This is a genomic window from Microbispora sp. NPDC049125, from assembly GCF_040802045.1.
GTDB lineage: Bacteria > Actinomycetota > Actinomycetes > Streptosporangiales > Streptosporangiaceae > Microbispora.
Genome location: NZ_JBEZDW010000002.1, coordinates 161,368 through 181,360, shown reverse-complemented (window position 1 = coordinate 181,360; position 19,993 = coordinate 161,368). Strand labels below are relative to the sequence as shown.

At 70.8% G+C, this 19,993-nt stretch carries 19 protein-coding genes; 11 read left to right on the top strand and 8 right to left on the bottom strand.

The genetic code is table 11. The features are described 5' to 3' along the window. The first annotated feature begins 12 nt into the window (after window positions 1-12). A complete protein-coding gene (locus tag AB0B72_RS03260; RefSeq protein ID WP_367736646.1) occupies window positions 13-555 on the top strand; it encodes an orotate phosphoribosyltransferase in 543 nt (180 codons plus the stop codon). On the opposite strand, the gene AB0B72_RS03255 is transcribed toward AB0B72_RS03260, so the two are convergent. Continuing rightward, complete coding sequence (locus AB0B72_RS03255) at window positions 527-967, bottom strand: hypothetical protein (RefSeq protein ID WP_367736645.1); 441 nt, start codon at window positions 965-967, stop codon at window positions 527-529. The two genes, AB0B72_RS03260 and AB0B72_RS03255, sit on opposite strands and share 29 nt — an antisense overlap. Before the next feature lie 60 nt (window positions 968-1,027). Continuing rightward, window positions 1,028-1,708 carry a DedA family protein gene (locus AB0B72_RS03250; protein ID WP_367736644.1) on the bottom strand — a complete coding sequence of 227 codons (681 nt, stop codon included), beginning with the start codon at window positions 1,706-1,708 and terminating at the stop codon, window positions 1,028-1,030. A gap of 163 nt (window positions 1,709-1,871) precedes the next feature. On the opposite strand from AB0B72_RS03250, the gene fbaA reads away from it, so the two are divergent. The 4 genes from fbaA to AB0B72_RS03230 all read left to right on the top strand — a co-directional run bounded on the left by fbaA (window position 1,872) and on the right by AB0B72_RS03230 (window position 6,177). After that, window positions 1,872-2,894, top strand: a complete 1,023-nt coding sequence (gene fbaA, locus AB0B72_RS03245) for a class II fructose-bisphosphate aldolase (RefSeq protein WP_367736643.1) — start codon at window positions 1,872-1,874, stop codon at window positions 2,892-2,894. Window positions 2,895-3,147: 253 nt separating this feature from the next. Then, window positions 3,148-3,570 carry a DUF3151 domain-containing protein gene (locus AB0B72_RS03240; protein ID WP_367736642.1) on the top strand — a complete coding sequence of 141 codons (423 nt, stop codon included), beginning with the start codon at window positions 3,148-3,150 and terminating at the stop codon, window positions 3,568-3,570. A gap of 301 nt (window positions 3,571-3,871) precedes the next feature. Continuing rightward, window positions 3,872-5,155, top strand: coding sequence for an adenylosuccinate synthase (locus AB0B72_RS03235; protein ID WP_367736641.1), 1,284 nt, complete (start codon window positions 3,872-3,874; stop codon window positions 5,153-5,155). A gap of 95 nt (window positions 5,156-5,250) precedes the next feature. After that, window positions 5,251-6,177, top strand: coding sequence for a glycerophosphodiester phosphodiesterase family protein (locus AB0B72_RS03230; protein WP_367736640.1), 927 nt, complete (start codon window positions 5,251-5,253; stop codon window positions 6,175-6,177). Window positions 6,178-6,378: 201 nt separating this feature from the next. Here the strand turns inward: AB0B72_RS03230 and AB0B72_RS03225 are convergent, their stop codons facing one another. Together AB0B72_RS03225 and AB0B72_RS03220 are read right to left on the bottom strand one after the other, a co-directional pair. Next, complete coding sequence (locus AB0B72_RS03225; protein ID WP_367736639.1) at window positions 6,379-6,573, bottom strand: ferredoxin; 195 nt, start codon at window positions 6,571-6,573, stop codon at window positions 6,379-6,381. A 17-nt stretch (window positions 6,574-6,590) separates the two neighbouring features. Further along, entirely contained in the window at window positions 6,591-7,790 is a 1,200-nt protein-coding gene (locus AB0B72_RS03220; RefSeq protein ID WP_367736638.1) for a cytochrome P450, read from the bottom strand. 123 nt (window positions 7,791-7,913) lie between these two features. Between AB0B72_RS03220 and AB0B72_RS03215 the strand changes: the two genes are divergently transcribed. Further along, complete coding sequence (locus AB0B72_RS03215; RefSeq protein ID WP_367736637.1) at window positions 7,914-8,552, top strand: TetR/AcrR family transcriptional regulator; 639 nt, start codon at window positions 7,914-7,916, stop codon at window positions 8,550-8,552. A gap of 25 nt (window positions 8,553-8,577) precedes the next feature. Here the strand turns inward: AB0B72_RS03215 and corA are convergent, their stop codons facing one another. Further along, entirely contained in the window at window positions 8,578-9,696 is a 1,119-nt protein-coding gene (corA, locus tag AB0B72_RS03210; protein WP_367736636.1) for a magnesium/cobalt transporter CorA, read from the bottom strand. Window positions 9,697-10,102: 406 nt separating this feature from the next. On the opposite strand from corA, the gene purD reads away from it, so the two are divergent. The 4 genes from purD to AB0B72_RS03190 all read left to right on the top strand — a co-directional run bounded on the left by purD (window position 10,103) and on the right by AB0B72_RS03190 (window position 15,327). Then, a complete protein-coding gene (gene purD / locus AB0B72_RS03205) occupies window positions 10,103-11,341 on the top strand; it encodes a phosphoribosylamine--glycine ligase (protein WP_367736635.1) in 1,239 nt (412 codons plus the stop codon). A gap of 110 nt (window positions 11,342-11,451) precedes the next feature. Beyond that, entirely contained in the window at window positions 11,452-12,300 is an 849-nt protein-coding gene (locus AB0B72_RS03200; protein ID WP_367736634.1) for a phosphoribosylaminoimidazolesuccinocarboxamide synthase, read from the top strand. Window positions 12,301-12,542: 242 nt separating this feature from the next. Next, window positions 12,543-13,820 (top strand): UDP-N-acetylglucosamine 1-carboxyvinyltransferase, encoded by a 1,278-nt coding sequence (gene murA / locus AB0B72_RS03195; RefSeq protein ID WP_367736633.1) that lies wholly within the window; start codon window positions 12,543-12,545, stop codon window positions 13,818-13,820. Between the two features lie 277 nt (window positions 13,821-14,097). Beyond that, complete coding sequence (locus AB0B72_RS03190; protein WP_367736842.1) at window positions 14,098-15,327, top strand: transcriptional regulator; 1,230 nt, start codon at window positions 14,098-14,100, stop codon at window positions 15,325-15,327. A 109-nt stretch (window positions 15,328-15,436) separates the two neighbouring features. Here AB0B72_RS03190 and AB0B72_RS03185 read toward each other — a convergent pair whose 3' ends face one another. Both AB0B72_RS03185 and hisC read right to left on the bottom strand, forming a co-directional pair. Beyond that, window positions 15,437-16,744: an alpha/beta hydrolase family protein gene (locus AB0B72_RS03185; protein ID WP_367736632.1), complete on the bottom strand. Its 1,308-nt coding sequence runs from the start codon at window positions 16,742-16,744 to the stop codon at window positions 15,437-15,439. A 201-nt stretch (window positions 16,745-16,945) separates the two neighbouring features. Continuing rightward, a complete protein-coding gene (gene hisC / locus AB0B72_RS03180) occupies window positions 16,946-18,004 on the bottom strand; it encodes a histidinol-phosphate transaminase (RefSeq protein ID WP_367736631.1) in 1,059 nt (352 codons plus the stop codon). A 94-nt stretch (window positions 18,005-18,098) separates the two neighbouring features. On the opposite strand from hisC, the gene AB0B72_RS03175 reads away from it, so the two are divergent. Next, a complete protein-coding gene (locus tag AB0B72_RS03175) occupies window positions 18,099-18,914 on the top strand; it encodes a polysaccharide deacetylase family protein (protein WP_367736630.1) in 816 nt (271 codons plus the stop codon). Here AB0B72_RS03175 and AB0B72_RS03170 read toward each other — a convergent pair. Further along, a complete protein-coding gene (locus tag AB0B72_RS03170; RefSeq protein ID WP_367736629.1) occupies window positions 18,893-19,990 on the bottom strand; it encodes an acyltransferase family protein in 1,098 nt (365 codons plus the stop codon). The two genes, AB0B72_RS03175 and AB0B72_RS03170, sit on opposite strands and share 22 nt — an antisense overlap. Window positions 19,991-19,993 lie beyond the last annotated feature (3 nt).

The following is a 19,993-nucleotide window of genomic DNA, read 5'->3' as shown; positions in this document are numbered from 1 at the left end:
ACGCTGAGCACCATGAGTGACCGCGAGAGGCTCCTGGACGAGATCAAGAACAAGGGGATCGTGCACGGGCGGGTCGTGCTGTCGTCCGGCAAGGAGGCGGACTGGTACGTCGACCTGCGACGGATCACGCTGGACGGAGTGGCGGCGCCCCTCGTCGGCCGGGTGATGCTCGACCTCACCGAGGATCTGGGATACGAGGCCGTCGGGGGGCTCACGCTGGGAGCCGACCCGGTGGCGACGGCCATGTTGCACGCGGCGGCCTCCCGGGGGCGGACGCTCGACGCGTTCGTCGTACGGAAGGCGGGCAAGGCGCACGGCCTGCAGCGCAGGGTCGAGGGGCCGGACGTGGCCGGACGCCGGGTCCTCGCCGTGGAGGACACCACGACCACCGGCGGCTCGGTGCTCACGGCGGTCGAGGCGCTGCGCGAGGCCGGGGCCGAGGTGGTGGGGATCGCGACGATCGTGCACCGCGGCGGCGACGACGCGCTGGCCGCCACCGGCGTGCCGTACCGCTCGGCCTACAACCTCACGGACCTGGGGATCTCGTCACCTTGAACGACTCGCGCTCGCCCGCTTGACCCGCCGGCCGGGCCGTCCCGTTCTCCTCGACCAGCACCGCGCCGGCGTCGTCGAGCACGACGTCGAGCTCGGGCTGGAAGTAGGACGCCTCCTCGTCGCGGTTCAGGTCCCGGTCGATGAGCACGTCGCCGCCCGGCACCCGGACGAAGACGGGGCACCGGTCCGCCCGGCACACGATCCGTACGGTGGGCACCCGGGGGGCGGAGGCCTCGGCCGACGGGACGGCCGGCGCGGTGGCGGCCGGAGACGAGGTCGCCGGAGCGTCGGACCCGAGTGCGGAGACCATCGACCTGACGCCGATCCCGATCAGCCCGAGCAGCAGCACGATCACCAGGCCGACGAGTGCCAGCCGGGCGATGCCGAGCGGGTCAGACCTGTGGCGTCCCACATTCCGGAGAGTAGCGGGTGTGAGGCTGGTCTCAGTACCGGCAGGTCACTTCGGTGCTGGTCACTTCGGGGCGTGGTGCCGCCCCCGCGGTTCGACGGACGCGGCCCGGCGGCTCTTGACCACCTCGCGGATGATCGGGATGAGCGACAGGAACACGATGACGAAGACGCCGGGGAGGATGTACTTGTCGATGCCCTCGACCCTGATGCCCAGGAAGTATCCCAGCAGGAGCATGGCCTCGACCCAGACGACGCCGCCCAGGACGTTCCACACGAAGAAGCGCCGGGCCTTCATCTCCAGGACGCCTGCGACCGGGTTCATGAACGTGCGCACGATCGGCATGAACCGGGCCGCGACCACGGCCTTCGCCGGGCCGAACTTCTCGAAGTAGTACTCGGCCTTGTCGACGTGCTCCCGCTTGAACAGGCGGGAGTCGGGCTTGTCGAAGAGTTTGCGCCCCATCTTCGCCCCGATGAGATGGCCGAGCTGCGCGCCCGCGACGGCGGCCAGCGGCGCGAAGATCAGCAGAGCGGGCAGCGACAGCGGTGCGATCCCCAGCCCCTGGGCCGCGGCCGCGGAGCTGAAAATTCCAGCCGCGACCAGCAGCGAATCCCCTGGGAGGAAGAACCCGACGAGCAGCCCCGTCTCGGCGAATACGATGGCGATGACACCGATCGTCGCGAAGGCGCCGAGCATGCCCAGCCACCACTTCGGGTCAAGAAGGTCCAAGAGCACGTCCACGGGGTGAGCCTACCGGTGCCGGATGAGATGAGACTGAGAAGCGGTGGCCGCCGTGGAGAACCGCAAATCGTGGAATGAGCGCGACTTTCCGCGCTTCCCTGACCGGGCTGGACTTGGGGATACTTGCCAGCGCCGGTTCCGTCCTAGAAGGAGATGACTTTCGATGCCTATCGCGACTCCAGAGGTCTACGCCGAGATGCTCGACCGCGCCAAAGCGGGCGGGTTCGCCTATCCGGCGATCAACGTGACCTCGTCGCAGACGTTGCACGCGGCGCTTCGCGGCTTCGCCGAGGCGGACAGTGACGGCATCATCCAGGTGTCGACCGGTGGCGCCGAGTTCCTCTCCGGGTCGACGATCAAGGACATGGTGACCGGTTCGGTCGCGTTCGCCGAGTTCGCCAAGGTGGTCGCCGAGAAGTACCCGGTGACGGTGGCGCTGCACACCGACCACTGCCCCAAGGACAAGCTGGGCTCGTTCGTGCGCCCGTTGCTGGAGATCTCCACCCAGCGTGTGGCCCGCGGCGAGGAGCCGCTGTTCCAGTCCCACATGTGGGACGGCTCCGCCGTGCCCCTGGACGAGAACCTCCAGATCGCCTCTGAGCTGCTGGACAAGTGCGCCGCCGCCAAGGTGATCCTGGAGGTAGAGATCGGCGTCGTGGGCGGCGAGGAGGACGGCGTCGTCGGCGAGATCAACGAGAAGCTGTACACCACGCCCGAGGACGCGCTGGCCGTCGCCGAGTCGCTCGGCCTCGGCGAGCGTGGCCGCTACATCGTCGCCGCCACCTTCGGCAACGTGCACGGCGTCTACAAGCCGGGCCACGTGAAGCTCCGTCCCAGCGTGCTCAAGGAGCTCCAGGACGCGGTCGGCGCCAAGTACGGCCAGGACAAGCCCTTCTCCCTGGTCTTCCACGGCGGCTCCGGCTCGACCATGGAGGAGATCCACGAGTCCCTGTCGTACGGCGTCGTCAAGATGAACATCGACACCGACACGCAGTACGCCTACACCCGGCCGATCGTGGACCACATCTTCCGCAACTACGACGGCGTGCTGAAGGTCGACGGCGACGTCGGCAACAAGAAGGCCTACGACCCCCGCTCGTACGGCAAGGCCGCGGAGGCCGGCATGGCCGAGCGCGTGGTCGAGGCGTGCCGGCACCTGAAGTCGGCGGGCACCAAGCTGGGCTGACAATCCGGGCCGACCGGCCCGCCGTCCCGGGCACAGGCCGCCCGGCGCACGTCGGCGTCCCGCGCACCCCGCCGGTGCGCGGGACAGCACGGCCAGTACGGCCAGTATGGACCGGCACGGACCGCCGTGCACGGGCCGGCCCGGTTGCCCGACGCGGCCCCGTCCGGCGAATACCGGTCTGTCGCATAGAAAAGATCGATTTTTCCTTGATCCGCCATTAGTCTTCCAGCGTTCCAGAGGGAAGACTGTGCGCATGGAAACGCACGAGAACCTCCTTCCCGGCCCGCCGCCCACCTTGCTGCCGGACACCCCGGAGGCGCGGCAGATGGCCGAGGCGGGCGCCAAGGTGGCCGACGTGGCCGCGCGCTTCCCCGCCTACTCCGCGGCGTGGGCCGCCCTGGCCGACGACTACTTCGCGTCCGGGCACGCCGTCACGTCGTACGCGTTCGCGCGGACCGGCTACCACCGCGGGCTGGACCAGCTCCGCCGCGCCGGATGGAAGGGTCACGGCCCCATCCCCTGGGACCACGAGCCGAACCGGGGGTTCCTGCGCTGCCTGAACGCCCTCGCCCGGGCCGCCCAGGCCATCGGCGAGAAGGACGAGGCCGAGCGGTGCGCCCAGTTCCTGCGCGACAGCAGCCCCGAGGCGGCGCAGGCCCTCGCCGCCAGCCAGTGACCGTCGCCGTCCCTTCGGCGGCGATCCCCGAGGCACCCCTGCCGGAGCCCCGCTGAACCCCCGCCGCCGCGAGACCGTCCCCGGCCGCGCGCCCCGCCCCCCGCGGCGGGGGGCGCGGTGCCGGGACGAGGGGCCGGGACGAGGGGGCTGGGACGAGGGGGCTGGGTGCGATGAACACGGCGATACCGCGCGTAAGATCCCGTTCACCCAGACCGGCACACTCGGGTAGTCTCTGTATGCAAGAGGCCCCTGCCGCGCTTGCGGTCAGGGGTTTTCCGTTTTGGCGCGGGAGTAAGAGACCATGCCGGCTGTCGTTCTCGTGGGCGCCCAGTGGGGCGATGAGGGCAAGGGAAAGGCCACCGACCTCCTGGGAGGCGACGTCGACTACGTCGTCCGCTACCAGGGCGGCAACAACGCGGGCCACACCGTTGTCATCGGAGACCAGAAGTACGCGTTGCACCTGTTGCCGACGGGGGTGCTGTCCCCCGACGTCGTGCCCGTCATCGGCAACGGCGTCGTGATCGACCCCGGCGTGCTGCTGGGCGAGATCGACGGGCTGGCCGAGCGCGGGATCTCCTGCGACCGCCTGCTGATCTCCGCCAGCGCGCACCTGATCATGCCCCACCACAAGGCCATCGACAAGGTCAGCGAGCGCTTCCTCGGCAAGGCCAGGATCGGCACGACAGGTAGAGGCATCGGCCCCGCGTACGGCGACAAGATCTACCGGATGGGCGTGCGGGTGCAGGACCTGCTCGACCCGGGTATCCTCAGCCAGAAGATCGAGACCGCGCTGAGCGAGAAGAACCAGATCCTCACCAAGATCTACAACCGGCGTGGGCTCGACCCGGCCAAGGTCCTGGACGAGTACCTCGGCTACGCCGAGCGGCTGCGCCCCCGCATCGCCGACACCTCCCTCGTGCTGTCCAAGGCGCTGGACGAGGGCAAGGTCGTGCTGCTGGAGGGCGGCCAGGGCACGCTGCTCGACATCGACCACGGCACCTACCCCTTCGTCACCTCCAGCTCCCCCACCTCGGGCGGCGCGTGCGCCGGGTCCGGCATCCCCCCGACCCGCCTGACCAAGATCATCGGCATCCTCAAGGCGTACACGACCCGCGTCGGCTCGGGGCCGTTCCCCACCGAGCTCCTCGACGAGCAGGGCGAGTGGCTGCGCCAGACCGGCGGCGAGTACGGCGTCACCACCGGGCGGGACCGCCGCTGCGGCTGGTTCGACGCGGTCATCGCGCGGTACGCCACGCGGATCAACGGGGTCACCGACTTCTTCCTCACCAAGCTCGACGTGCTGTCCGGCCTGGAGCGCATCCCGGTCTGCGTCGCCTACGACGTGGACGGCGTCCGCCACGAGGAGATCCCGATGACGCAGACCGACTTCCACCACGCCACGCCGATCTACGAGGAGTTCCCCGGCTGGCAGGAGGACATCACCAGCGCCAAGACGTTCGACGACCTGCCGCCCAACGCGCAGTCGTACGTCAGGGCGCTGGAGGAGATGAGCGGCGCCCCGATCTCGGCGATCGGCGTCGGCCCCGGCCGGACCCAGACCCTGCAGCTGCGGTCCCTGATCTGATGTGCCTGCTCTGAATGTGATGGTTCGTGGCATGCGCGCCGGGAAACCCGGGGAATCCCGGGCGGCGCGCGGCCCGCGCAGTAAGGTACGCCCTTGTGCATGGATACGTTGAGCTACACGGGCATCGCGGCGCGCGCGGGCTGAGGCCCGAGAACACCCTTCCCGGCCTGGCCTTCGCGCTCGAGGTCGGCGTCGACGCGCTGGAGTTCGACGTCGCCATGTCGGCCGACGGGCACGTCGTCCTCACCCACGACCTGCTCGTGTCACCGGTGACCAGCGCGGACACCGGCATGGCGACCCCGGGGGACGAGATGTTCCCCTACGTCGGCAAACCGGTCATGTCGCTCACGCTGGCCCAGCTCCGCACGCTCGACGTCGGCGTACGGCTCCCGCAGCGGCCCGACGACCGCTTCGCGCTGACCCAGGTGCCGCTGCCGGACACGCGCATGCCGACGCTGGGCGCGGTGCTCGGCCTGATCGGCGCGCTCGGCGCCGACGGGGTGCGGCTGCACGTCGAGCTGAAGTCCGATCCCACCCGGCCCGGCCTGTCCGCCGATCCCCGCCGGTTCACCGAGCTCGTCGTGGGAGAGCTGGACCGGCACGACCGGCTGTCGAGGTCGGCGCTGCTCAGCTTCGACTGGCGGGTCCTGGAGATCGCCCGGCCGCTCGTCCAGCGGCGGTACGCGCTGATCGAGCGGGACACGATGACACCGGACTGGATGAACGGCCTGCGCCTGGAGGACTTCGACGGCGATCTCGCGGCCGCCGCTCACGCGATGGGCGCGACGACGCTGTCGCCCGACCGTGAGCTCGTCGACCCGGCCCTGATGGAGGCGGCGTCCCGCCGGGGGCTGCCGGTGGTCCCGTGGACGGTGAACGACGAGGAGGAGGCGGCCCGCCTCATCGACGCGGGGGCCGCCGGGATCGTCACCGACTACCCCGACCGCATGCGCCGCCTGTGGAAGTCGCGGGGCCTGCCGCTCCCCGAGCCGGTCAGCCCGCTCCGGCCGGTCAACGCCTGAGCCCGCCCGTACATCCGGGACAGATACCCGGGACAGGTTAGAGCCCCGTCCCGATGGGACGGGGCTCCGGGTCACCCACAAGAAACGGCGAATGCCGACATCACCAGACAACAGGATCGCAGCGTATCCGTCAAGTAGCCGTCCGTGAGGATCGCCGGAGACGGCCCCGAAGTACGTTCCCGTGGACGTCCCGCGAAAATCTCAGTCCTCCACGGAAAGGGCGCCCGACGGGCAGAGCTGGACGGCCCTGTTCACCAAGGTCCTGAGGTCTTCGCGCGGCTCGGTCTCCAGCACCACCACCGTGCCGTCGTCCTCGCTCTGGTCGAACACCTCGGGCAGCGTCAGCGCGCACATCCCGGCGCCGACGCACCGGCCGGTGTCCGCCTTGATCTTCACGGGTGGCCTCCTCTCTCCTACCAGGTGACCGGCAGCCGGCGCACGCCGTAGATGGCCATCGTGGAGCGCAGCGGGACCTGGTCGGCGGGCACGGCCAGGCGCAGGCCGGGGAACCGGCGCAGGAGCGACGGGAAGGCGATCCGCATCTCCGTCCGCGCGAGCTGCTGCCCCAGACACTGGTGCACGCCGTGGCCGAAGCTCAGATGCCCGTGGGCGGTCCGGTCGATGTCCAGGGTGTCGCCGCCCTCGAACCGCTCGCCGTCGCGGTTCGCGGCCGGCAGCGACAGCGTCACCGCCTCACCCTTCCTGATGAGGTGACCCTCGATCTCGACGTCCTCCAGCGCGCCCCGGGTGGGGCCGACGTGGACGATGCTGAGATAGCGCAGGAGCTCCTCGACCGCGTTGTCGACCACCTCGGGCTTGTCCCGCATGGCCGCGAGCTGCCCGGGGTCGCACAGCAGCGCGAACGTGCCGAGGCCCAGCATGTTGGCGGTCGTCTCGTGCCCGGCGATGAGGAGCAGCATCGCGATGCCGCTGAGCTCCTGGTCGTCCAGCTCGCCGCCCTCGATGAGACCGCTGAGCAGGTCGTCGCCAGGATGGTCCATCTTGGCCATCACCAGGCCGTGCAGGTAGGTCAGGAGGTGGGCCATCGCCGCCCGCACCTGGTCGAGCGACGACTCCATGTTCAGCAGGATCGAGGAGTCCCGCTGGAACTTCTCGCGGTCCTCGTACGGCACGCCGAGCAGCTCGCAGATGACCAGCGAGGGGATCGGCAGCGCGAAGGAGGCGACGAGGTCGGCCGGGGCCCCCTCACGCTCCATCTCGTCGAGGCAGGCGTCGGTGATCTCCTGGATCCTGGGCTCCAGCAGCTTCATCCTGCGTACGGTGAACTGTCCCGTCAGCAGCCGCCGGTAGCGCGTGTGCTCGGGGGGATCGGTGCGGATGAAGAAGCCCGGCGGCACCGACATGTCCTCGGGCCGGGCCGCCCGCTGCGGGATCGGCGAGTGCAGCTGCTCGGGGCGCGAGCTGAACCGCGGGTCCGCGAGGATCGCCCGGACGGCGGCGTACCCCGTGACCAGCCACCCCTCGTGGCCGTCGGCGTACGTCATCCGGTGGAGGGGCGCCTCCTCGCGCAGCCGTCGCAGCTCGTCCGGGGGATCGAAGATGCGCTCCCGCGCCGTGGGGAAGCTCGCCGCCCGTGGTACGGCCTCTGTCATGACACTCTCCTGTCATGGTTGACGCGGCCGGCTTGTCGAGACGCCTGCCTCCTCCACATAACATCATCGACTGCAAGATTGCAATGAATGAAAATCAATCCGAAATGTCATAAAGTCTTGGACATGAGCGATGGCCTTGGCCTGCGGGAACGCAAGAAGCTGCGCACCCGGCAGGCGCTGATCGAGGCGTCACTGCGGCTGTTCGCCGAGAAGGGGTACGAGGAGACGACCATCGCGGAGATCGCCGCGGCCGTGGACGTGTCGGCGCGTACGTTCTTCGGCTACTTCGCCGGCAAGGAGGACGTCGTCTTCTTCGACCACCGGGCGCGCGCCGACGAGGCGCTGGAGTTGATCGCCCACCGCCGCGCGGGCGAACCGGTGGCCGGCCTCCTGCTGCGCCTGGCGCACCAGAGCCTCCGGTCGGCGCTGCTCGGCACCGACCTCGCGGCCGATCTGTCCGGCCTCAGGAACCGGCTCATCATGTCGGTCCCCGCGCTCAGCGCGCGCCGCCTCCACCTGCTGTACGACACGCAGCGGCGGCTGGCGGAGGCCCTGCAGCAGGCCTACGGCGACGAGATCGACCTCACCGAGGCCGCCGCGGCGATCGGGGCGGTCGCCGGGGCCGGCCACCTCGCGGCGCTCATGAGCATGGACAGGGGCGAGCCCCCGGAGCGCGTCTGGGCGGCCGGCCTGCGGGCCGTCGACATCGCCCTGCGCGGGCTCGGCCCTCTCGGCGCCTCCATGCCTGAAGGAGGCGCCTGACCTCCTGGGGAGTTGTGCGCAGAGCTCAGAGCCAGCCGTTGCGCCGGAAGGCCCGGTGCAGGAGCGTGCAGGCGACGACCATGAGGGACAGCACGAGCGGGTAGCCGAAGGCGGCCGACAGCTCGGGCATGTGCTCGAAGTTCATGCCGTAGATCCCGGCGATCATCGTGGGCACCGAGATGATCGCCACCCACGAGGAGATCTTCCGCATGTCCTCGTTGGCGAGGGCGTTGGTCCGGGCCAGCGCGGCCTGGAGGATGGAGTCGGAAAGCTCGTTGGAGGACTGGACCTGCTCGCACACGCGCGAGAGGTGGTCGCTGACGTCGCGGAAGTACTCCCGCATCTCCGAGGGGATCACCCGGCGCTGCGGCAGCGCGTTGAACGGCGTCTGCAGCGGGGCGACGGCGCGCCGCAGCTCCAGCATCTCCCGCTTGAGCTGGTAGATGCGGTTGATGTCGCGGGAGCTGACCTCGGCGAAGACGGCCGCCTCGACCTCCTCCAGCTCGGCCTGCATGAGGTCGGCGACCTGGAGGTACTTGTCGACGACGTGGTCGGCGATCGCGTGGAGCACGCCCGTGGGCCCGCGGCCCAGCAGCTTGGTCTTCGATTCCAGCTTCTCGCGCACGTCACCCAGGGGGCAGTGCCGGCCGTGCCGTACGGTGACGACGAAGTCCGTCCCGACGAACGCCATGATCTCACCGGTGCCGATGATCTCACCGCTGGCGACGGCCACCTCGTTGTCGAGGAACGCGACGGTCTTCAGCACGACGAACAGCGAGTCGCCGTACCGCTCGACCTTGGGGCGCTGGTGGGCCTTGATGGCGTCCTCGACGGCGAGCGGGTGCAGGCCGAACACCTCTCCGAGCCACTCGACCTCGGGGGCGGCGGGCTCGTGCAGTCCGACCCAGACGTACGCGTCGGGCACCGGGCTGTCCTCGTTGTGCGCGCGGACCAGCCGGACGGCCTCGGGGATGCCGGCCGCCGGGACCTTCTTCCCGCCGACGTACGCGGCGTACTCGACGAGCGAGCTGCTGGGCGGAACGCAGCGATCGATGGGCTCAGCACCCATGGACGCGCGGGCGAGGCGGGCGGGGAGAACGCGGGTCTGCCTGTTGATACGGGGAAAGCTGATCGAGGAGCGCATGGCGGTCCCTTCCGCCCGAGCCGGCACGCTCCACGCGCGACGTGATGTCACCCCTTCATGCAGGCGTGAGCTGCCCCTCGGGCTCAGTTTCGAAGTGGTCGGGAATGCGCACGACGTACGTGCGCCAGCACGTACTGACGGGATCACCAGAATTCATCCCAGACCACCTCCAATCGCCACGAGACAGCGCTAAGCCCGCCTAACTTACCACATCAGGCCCGGCGGCTTTCAGCGTACCGTTCCTCCCTGCCACTGATCGTGCACTAGTTGCCGAAAAGCAACAGAACAAACTGGCTATCGCTGTGTATCTCTATCCAAGCCATCTATCTCGCTAGAAATCGCAGAGCAAGCCTTGCCGGAGTCTCGCCGGAGCCACTACCTGCTCGGCACTGCGACAATGGGGCTCGTGCGCGTACTTGTCATCGGGTCCGGCGGCCGTGAGCACGCCCTGTGCCGCTCGCTTCGGCTCGACCCGGCCGTGTCCGAAGTCCACTGTGCCCCCGGCAACGCCGGCATCGCGGAGGACGCCACCCTGCACCCGGTGGTCCCCACCGACGGCGCGGCGGTCACCTCCCTCGCTCTGCGGCTGGGCGTGGATCTCGTCGTCGTCGGGCCGGAGGCGCCGCTCGTCGCGGGCGTGGCCGACGCGTTGCGGGCGGCCGGCGTCGCGTGCTTCGGGCCGTCCGGGCAGGCCGCCGCGATCGAGGGGTCCAAGGCGTTCGCCAAGGACGTCATGACGGCCGCGGGCGTGCCCACGGCCCGGGCGTACACCTGCGTGACGGAGGAGGAGGCCGCCGCGGCGCTCGACGCGTTCGGCCCGCCGTACGTGGTGAAGGACGACGGGCTCGCCGCGGGCAAGGGCGTGGTGGTGACGGACGCGCGCGATGAGGCCCTCGATCACGCACGGGCATGCGAGCGGGTGGTCATCGAGGAGTACCTGGACGGTCCCGAGGTGTCGCTCTTCGCGCTGTGCGACGGCGAGACGGCGGTGGCGTTGCAGCCGGCGCAGGACTTCAAGCGCGCCTACGACGGGGACAAGGGGCCCAACACCGGCGGCATGGGCGCGTACACCCCGCTGCCGTGGGCCCCGGAGGGCCTGACCGAGCAGGTCATGGCGCGGATCGTACGGCCGACGATGGCCGAGCTGAACCGGCGGGGCATGCCGTACGTGGGGGTGCTGTACGCCGGGCTCGCGCTGACGGCGGACGGCCCCCGCGTGATCGAGTTCAACGCGCGGTTCGGCGACCCGGAGACGCAGGTCGTGCTCGACCGGCTGGAGACGCCGCTCGCGGGGCTGCTGCTCGCCTGCGCGACCGGCGGCCTCGCCGGGCACCCGCCGCTGCGGTGGCGGGAAGGCGCCGCGGTGACCGTGGTCGTCGCCGCGGAGAACTACCCGGCCGACCCGGTGAAGGGCGACCCGATCGCGGGGCTCCCCGTCGAGGTCGAGGGCGCGTACGTCCTCCACGCGGGCACCGCGCTGGACGACAACCGGGTGGTGTCGAGCGGCGGGCGGGTGCTCGACGTCGTCGGCACGGGAGCCGATGTGGCCGAGGCCAGGGCACGCGCGTACGAGGCGGTCGGCCAGATCACGTTGCGCGGCTCGCACCACCGGACGGACATCGCCCTGGCGGCGTCGGCCCCCTGACCGGGCACACACGCTCCCGGCCCCCGAGCCCCAGGCCCCCGGCCCCCGGTGCTCCCGGCTTCCGTGCTCCCGGCTTCCGGCGGGCCGCGAGCGGCTGGGAGGATGGCGGGGTGAAGCACCTGCACTCCGGCAAGGTCCGCGACCTGTACGAGATGCCCGACGGGCTGCTGCTGATGGTCGCCAGCGACCGCATCTCCGCCTTCGACCACGTCCTCGAACCCGGCATCCCCGACAAGGGGGAGATCCTCACGCGGTTGTCGCTGTGGTGGTTCGAGCAGCTCGCGGACGTCGTGCCCAACCATCTGGTCTCGACGGACGTGCCGGCGGAGTTCGCCGGGCGCGGGGTGCTGTGCCGCAGACTCCGGATGGTCCCGGTGGAGTGCGTCGCCCGCGGCTACCTCACCGGCTCCGGGCTCACGGACTACCGCGCGAGCGGCGAGGTCTCCGGCGTGCGTCTCCCGGAGGGCCTGACCGACGGCTCACGGCTGCCCGAGCCGATCTTCACTCCGTCCACCAAGGCCCCGGTGGGCGAGCACGACGAGCCGATGACCTTCGGCGAGGTCGCCGCCGAGGTCGGGCCGGAGGTCGCCGAACGGCTCAGGCGGATCACGCTCGACGTGTACGCGCGCGGAGCCCAGATCGCACTGGGACGCGGCATCATCCTCGCCGACACCAAGATCGAGCTGGGCTGGGACGACCGTGGCGAGCTGACGCTCGGCGACGAGGTGCTGACGCCCGACTCCTCCCGGTTCTGGCCGCTGGACCAGTGGGAGCCGGGCCACTCGCAGCCGTCGTTCGACAAGCAGTACGTCAGGAACTGGCTACTGTCGGCCGCCTCGGGCTGGGACAGGGCGTCCGGCGAGGCTCCCCCGCCGTTGCCGGACGAGGTCGTGGAGCGCACCCGGGACCGCTACGTCGAGGCTTTCGAACGGCTCACCGGGCAGCGTTTCCGCGCCTGATTGCGGGCCCGATTCCCGGCGTGATCCAGACCCGATTCCAGGCCCGATTCCGACCTGATCACATCAGTCACACGGGCATCTTCCGTACGATGTTCCCTCGTCCGTTCAGCGGGTAGTTCCTCCGCGTAACGCCTGGGATTGCGGCTACTCTAAGCCGACGACTTCGCCGACGAATCGGCTGCCGCGGCTGACGCGAGTCCTCCCGCTTCCCCCAACCTTCCCCCAACATAGGAGTCTCATTCATGGTTCGTTACCGCGTGCGCGGTGGCAATGTACTGCGTGGAACCGCCTTCATCCAGGGCGCGAAGAACGCCGTACTGCCCATGATCGGGGCGGCATTGCTCGCGGCCGAGGGCCGTACAGTGCTGCGCAACGTGCCGGTTATCGAGGACGTCCGCAGGGCCGTCGAACTGGCCCAGGCCATCGGCGCCAAGGTCGAGTTCCACGAGAGCGAGCGGACGCTCGTCATCGACGCCTCCCGGCTCACCAGCCCCGTCCTGCCCGCCGAGATCGCCCGGCGTTTCCGAGGCTCCGTGCTGTTCGTCCCGGCCCTGCTCCACCGGCTCGGCGAGGCGATCATCGAGGGCATCGGCGGTTGCAACCTCGGCAGCCGGAACCTCGACTTCCACTACCTCGGCTACAAGCGTCTCGGCGCGATGGTCGACGAGGGGGAGAGCGTCATCCACATCAAGGCCGGCGGGCTCGTCGGCGCGCCGCTCTACCTCGACACCCCCTCGCACACCGGCACAGAGAACCTCATCATGGCCGCGGCGCTCGCGCGGGGCACCACGGTGATCGAGAACGCGGCGCTCGAGCCGGAGGTGCTCGACGTCATCAGCATGCTCTCCCGCATGGGCGCGCGCATCCACGGCGGCGGCACGGGCTTCATCACCGTCGAGGGCGTCGGCGAGCTGACCGCCGTCGAGCACACCGTCATGCCCGACCGGCTCGACGCGGGCGTCTTCGCGATGGCGGCCGCCATCACCGGCGGCGAGGTGAACCTGGTCGGCGCCTCGCTGGAGCACCTCGGCGTGGTCCGCTGGAAGCTGGAGCAGATGGGCGTGGAGTTCGACAACCACGGCGCCGTGCTCCACGTCCGCCGCGACCGGCCGCTGCGCCCCATCAACGTGATCACCGACACGTACCCGGGTTTCGCGACCGACCTGCAGTCGCCGCTGATGACCGTCGCGTGTCTCGCGGACGGCTCCAGCTACATCCACGAGCGGATCTTCGACGGGCGCTTCGCGCTGGCCGGCGAGCTGAACAAGATGGGCGCCAACATCGAGGTCGAGGGCAGCCGCGCGGTCGTGCACGGCCGTACGCCGCTGCACGGTACGGAGGTCACCGCACACGACCTGCGGTCCGGAATCGCCCTCGTTCTCGCGGGCCTCGCGGCGGACGGTGAGACGACGATCGGCTCCGGCTATCTCATCGATCGGGGGCACGCGGCGCTGGCGCAACGTATGCAGGCTCTCGGGGCAGATGTGGTCCGTGAAATTTCCACTTTGACTGAGGACTGAGTCCGGAAACCTATATTTCCCATCTGACCAGCGAAAACATTGCAATTCGGGGAACGGCGACCACGTCCCCGAATGGTATTCCGGCAAACCCGGGCGTGACATTACGGCCTTAACCAGCGATCGTTCCAAAGAGAAGCCACTACAACGAGGGCAACGCAGGATGGGACGAACATTGGTCGAGCGCACGGAAGACACTCCGCGCGGGTCGCGACTGGGAACGGTGACGCCGGATCTCACCATTGGCGTGGTGGGATCACATGATCTCGTCGAGCGGGTGATGCTCATGGGACATGCGGCTGCCCCTGTTCCCTGCCGGCTGGTCGCAGCCGCCTACCGGGACGAGCAGGAGGCAGCGGACAAGGTGACCCGGCTGGGGCCGGGCGTGGACGCCTGCCTGTTCGCCAGCCCGGTCCCTTTCGAGCTGGCACGGCGGGCCGGCGTGCTGACGATGCCCGCCACGCATGTGCAGCTCGGCGGGGCCGCACTGGTGGCGGCGATCGCCAGGGCCGCACTGGACGAGCGGATCGATCCCCGGCGGGTGAGCATCGACGTGCTGAGCCGCCCGGACATCGACGAGGCGTACGCGGATCTGAACCTCCCCTCGGGAGAGGTGCACAGCCGCGACGAGCCGGGCCCGATCGGCACAATCGCGGCCTTCCATGAACGGCTGGCCCGCCAGGGAGCCACGACGGGCGCGCTGACATGCGTCCAAGGGGTCGCCGAACGGCTGGCAGCGGTCGGGGTGCCGGTGGTGCCGATCCGGCCGACGTCGGCCGCGGTCCGCTCGGCGCTGCACACCGCGGCGCTGCTCGGAGCACGGTACCGGCTGGAGGAGTCGCAGCTCACGGTCGTGCTGGTGGAGGTGCCGACGCTGCGCGAGCCGGTACGGCGGGCGGCGCCACGCTACTGGAGGGACGAGCTGCGGCTGTCCCTGCACCGCCTGCTCGTGCAGGAGGCCAACCGGATCAACGCCAGTGTGTGGCCGATCGACGACCACAGCTACCTGGTGGTGGCCACGAAGGGCTCGATCGCGTCGGCGACGGACGGGTTCCGGGTGCTGCCGTTCGCGGCGCGGATACGCGAGGAGCTGGGCCTGGCCGTCGAGGTGGGCGTGGGCATGGGCCGTACGACGCACGAGGCGGAGACCCATGCCCGGGGAGCGCTCGCGCGCAGCCAGGGCGGCAAGCAGCCCCAGGGCTTCGCGGTCGACCGTGAGGGCAGGGCTCTGGTCCCGCCGCCGCGGATGCCTCCCCAGCCGGGCGGGCCGATCAAGCCCAAGGGGATCGAGGTGCTCGCGCGCCTCGCCGCCAAGCTGGAGGGCGGCGACACGGTGGTGGACGCGGAGGGTGCCGGGCGGATGCTCGGCGTCACCCCCCGCACGGCTCGGAGGTTGCTGCGCACGCTGGTTGACGAGGGACTCGCGTGGCCGCTCCCCCCGAACCGCACGCCCCAGCCGGGCCGCCCACGCCAGCTGTACCGCCTGATCGTGGAGAAGCTCAACCGCTGACCCGGAGTCGGCGCTCGCCGCCGGATGCGTGTGCGTGGGGCACGCGCGTCCGGCGGGGACGCCTGAGAACTGGGGACACCCGGCCGCGTCCGGGCCGCCGGCCGTCTCGCTACCCGCAGGTCTTCGTCTCCGGAGCGCAGAACAGGACCTCGGGATAGCGCGCGGACGGCCTGTCCAGCAGAGGCTGTGGCCGTCGGCGCAGGTGCAGGTCGAGGAAGGCGCGGACGTACTCGCGGGTGATGTCCACCGACCGTGATCCGGCCAGGTCGCCACCGAGGTCGGCGCCGATCTGCCGGGCGATCATGTCGTAGTCGGTGAAGGACGCGTGGACCGACCCGGCCACCACGAGCCAGCGCCTCCACCCGGTCATGCGCGTCCAGTCGCGGTCCCAGGTGGCATCCTCGCCGCCTGGGCTGTGGGCACGCTGGCCGAGGAGCAGGAAGGGCCGGGCCAGCCCGCTCGCGGGAATCGGGGCGAACATGGTGCCGTCCAGGTTGATCCCGGCCCGTACCCGTGAGTCCCGCAGCATGGCCACGGCGGCGCTCGCGCCTCCGAGGGAGCTGCCCGCCATGGCGATCCGCGAGGGATCGATCAGCGCGCCGCCCTTCCACGGAGGGTGCGGCCCGGTCAGCGCGTCAAGCACGAACGAGACATCGGCCGCGCGGCTCTCCTCCGCCTTCGTCCCGAAGTCGTCACCGGCCTCGATCGTGCAGGCGGCGCAGGTGGTGACCCGGCCGCCGGGGAAGGTCGTGGCGAAGGTCTCGTACGTGTGGTCGATGCCGGCGACGACGTAGCCCCGGCTGGCCAGCTCCTCGGCCAGGGCCGTGAGCGAGCTGCGCGGCCAGGTGAAGCCGGGGGACAGGATGACGAGGGGCAGGCCGCGCCGGCGGCCCACGGGTTCGGCGTCGGCGACCGCGTTGGTCCGCGTCCTGCTGAGCACGTCGGGCGGCACGCCGGTGACGCCCGTTCCCTTCAGGATCAGCTCCGACTCCTTCGCCGTGACGTACGGCGCCCGTGGCCCGTGCCGGGACGCCGCGGGATACCAGAGGGAGACCATGAGCTCCCGCGTTCTCGCCTCGGGAACCCAGGGATCCGGGCGGGAGGCGTCCACGAGGTGCAGGGACGTCACGCCGACCGGGAGCGAGCCGGTCGGCTTCGGCAGGTGCGGCGCGCCGCCCGGCCCGCCGCTCGCAGTGACGCCGGCGGGGCCGATGGACGCGGACGCGGACGTGGACGCGGATGCGGATGCGGATGCGGCGGGGGGCGGCGCACAGAGGACGACCGCCAGGAGGGCGCACAGCCCGGCCGAGAACGCCGCGAAGGCCGGGAACGCCGCGAAGGCGGGGAACGCGGCGAAGGCGCGGACGACACGCGGGGCCGGGGTCCGCGGCGCCGTGCGGAGGTTTTCGTGTGGCATGGGCCCATCCTTGGGCCCGGCACGGCGCCGGACATCAGCCGAAAGCACCGGCCCGGCCGGTCAGGACCCTACTTTCGGCCGGTTCCGCCCGGGGCCGGAAGGGCGGCTGCTCTTCGAGGGCCCCGGCGCGTTCCCCTTTCCCGGCAGTGGGCGACAGCGGCCACTGCCGGGACCAGCCGGTGCGCGGCCGGCGGCTCCGCGTCAGCCGCGGAAGGCCTCGGCGGCGGACAGGAAGGTGTCGTTGGCCTCGGGGGTGCCGATCGAGACGCGGGCGCCCTCCCCGGCGAAGGGGCGCACCGCGACGCCGAGGGCGGCGCAGCGCTCGGCGAACTCCATCGTGCGCTCGCCCAGCCGCAGCCAGACGAAGTTGGCCTCGGTGGGCGGGACCGGCCATCCCTGGGCCAGCAGCGCCTCCCGCACGCGGGCCCGCTCCTTGACGACCGTCTCCACCCGCTCCAGCAGCTCGTCCTCCGCGCGCAGCGACGCGATGGCGGCGACCTGTGCGAGGTGGTTGACCGCGAACGGCAGCAGGGTCTTGCGCACGGCCGCCGCGACCGGCGCCTGCCCGATCAGGTAGCCGACCCGCAGCCCGGCCAGGCCGTACGCCTTGGAGAACGTGCGCAGGACCGCGACGTTGGGCCGCTCGCGGTAGAACGCCAGGCCGTCCGGCACGTCCTCGTCCCGCACGTACTCCCGGTACGCCTCGTCGAGCACGACGAGCACGCTCTCCGGCACGCGGTCGAGGAAGCGGCTGATCTCGGCCGTCCGGTTGACCGTGCCGGTCGGGTTGTTGGGGTTGCAGACGAGGACCACGGTGGTCTGGTCGGTGATCGCGTCGGCCATCGCTTCGAGGTCGTGCGTCTCGTCCCGCAGCGGCACCTCGACGGACGTCGCCCCGGAAAGGCCGACGAGCAGGGGGTAGGCCTCGAAGGACCGCCACGCGTACACGATCTCGGCCCCCGGCTCGCCCGCGGCCTCCAGGAGCTGCTGCGTCACCGCGACCGACCCCGCGCCGAGCGCGACGTGGTCGTACGGCACGCCGTACCGCTCGGCGAGCGCCTCGGTGAGCCGTACGGCACCGGGGTCGGGGTAGCGGTGGATCTCCGTGGCGGCCCTGGCGATCGCCTCCACCACGGACGGCAGCGGCTCGTAGGGGCTCTCGTTGGAGGACAGCTTGTACGACCGGCCCTCCGGTGAGACCACGGCCTTGCCCGGCTTGTACGCCGCCACAGTGTCCAGGATCGAGCGAAATCGAGGCATGCCCTTACCTTAGGAGATCCGGCCCGGCCTCCGGGACTCCGTCCGTCCCGTCGCCGGTCGCCCCTCACGTCCCGTTTCACTAGGATTCGGCGGCATGTGGCGGAAGATCAGACTTGTGCTCGCCGGGGCCTGCGCGGCCGGCGCCTGCGTCGTCCCGGCGACGGCGGAAACGGCCGTGTCCCCCGGCAAGACCGCCGTCGGCACGCCGGCCCTCGGGACGCCGGCCCTTGGGACGTCGGCTCTCAGAGCGGCGAGCGTCAGCACGACGGCCGCCGGCGTGACGGCGAAGAAGCCGTACTGCGCGAGGTACAAGTGCATCGCCCTGACCTTCGACGACGGCCCGTGGCCGTACACGCCGGCCCTGCTCGACACGTTGAAGAAGCACAAGGCCAAGGCCACGTTCTTCGTGCTCGGCAGGAAGGTGGCCAACCGGCCGGAGCTGACCCGGCGGATCGTGAAGGAGGGCCACGAGATCGGCAACCACACGTGGAACCACCCGGTCCTGACGACGCTTCCCGACCAGGAGATCCGCAGCGAGATCACCACGACCTCCGACATCGTCTACCGGACCATCGGCAAGGCTCCGACGATGATGCGCCCGCCGAGCGGCGCCACCGACGAGCGGGTCGGCCAGATCATGGCCGAGCTCGGCCTGCCGCAGATCCTCTGGACGGGCTCCACCCTCGACTGGCAGGCCAGGAACACCAAGGTGATCGCGAAGCGGACGCTGGCGATGGCCAAGCGCAATGCGGTCATCCTGCTGCACGACATCGTCCCCGAGACGGTCAAGGCGATGCCGGGCGTCCTCACCGCGCTGGAGAAGCAGCACTACCGGTTCGTGACCGTGACGACCCTGCTGCGGGGCCGGGAGCTCAAGGGCGGCGAGATCTACCCGCCCCGGGGCAGGTAGCCGGCGGCGAGCGAGCGGTCGAGACCGGCCCGCAGCCGGGGCGCCAGGGGGCGCTCCACCAGCCGGTGCACGCCGTACGCCACGGCGAGGGCGGCCGCGACGGCCAGCGACAGCGTGAAACCGTTGCCCACCACGCCGTGGAGCCGCCCGATGAGCAGGAATCCGACGTGGTGGTGGAAGAGGTAGAGCGGGTAGGTCAGCGCGCCGAGCGCGGTCAGCCATTTCCAGTCGAGCCGGTCGAGGACGCCCAGCGCCACCAGGATCATCGTCAGGAAGAGCAGCGAGACGACGCCCACGACCAGGGCGGAGCCGAGCGCCGTGCCGTACCGCGTGATCGCCGGCGGGTTCTCCCCCAGCACCTGGACGAGCGCCAGCGCCCATCCGGCGCCGACGAACAGCCAGGGGAACAGCGACCCGCCGAAGCGGTGGACGAGGAAAAGGGCCATGCCCGCGATGAAGTACGGCGCGGCGAACGGGACGAGCACCGCCTGGAGGAGGTCGGCGTCGACCCGCTCGGCGATCGCCAGCAGGAACACCCATCCGCCCAGGAACGCCAGGCACCGGCGGTAGGTGATGCCGACGGCGGCGAAGCACGCCATGAGGGCGTAGAAGACCAGCTCCTGCCAGAGCGTCCAGTAGACGATCTCCAGGTCGCGCACCCGCAGGCCGTGCTGGAGCATGGTGAGGTTGGCCAGCAGCTCGGCGAAGGTCGGCCGGTGGTCGGTGACGAGCCCGGCGACCGCCAGCGCTCCGAGGGCGAGCACGCTCGCCCAGTACGCCGGATAGAGGCGGGCGATCCGCGACGCCGCGAAGTCGCCCGCGTCACGGCCCCACGCGCTCATCAGGATGACGAACCCGCTGATCAGGAAGAACAGCCGCACGCCGTACACGCCGAACATCGTCACCGCGCTCAGCGCGGGAAAGGCGTTGGGGGTGCCCCAGGCGCGGGTCTCTCCGAAGTGGAACAGGACCACCGCGAGCGCCGCGCAGAACCTGAGCAGGTCGAGCACGCGAAGCCGTGGGGTTTCCGGTGATTTGGCCGGCGCGTCGGAGACGTGCGGGGCCGCAACGAGCATGGC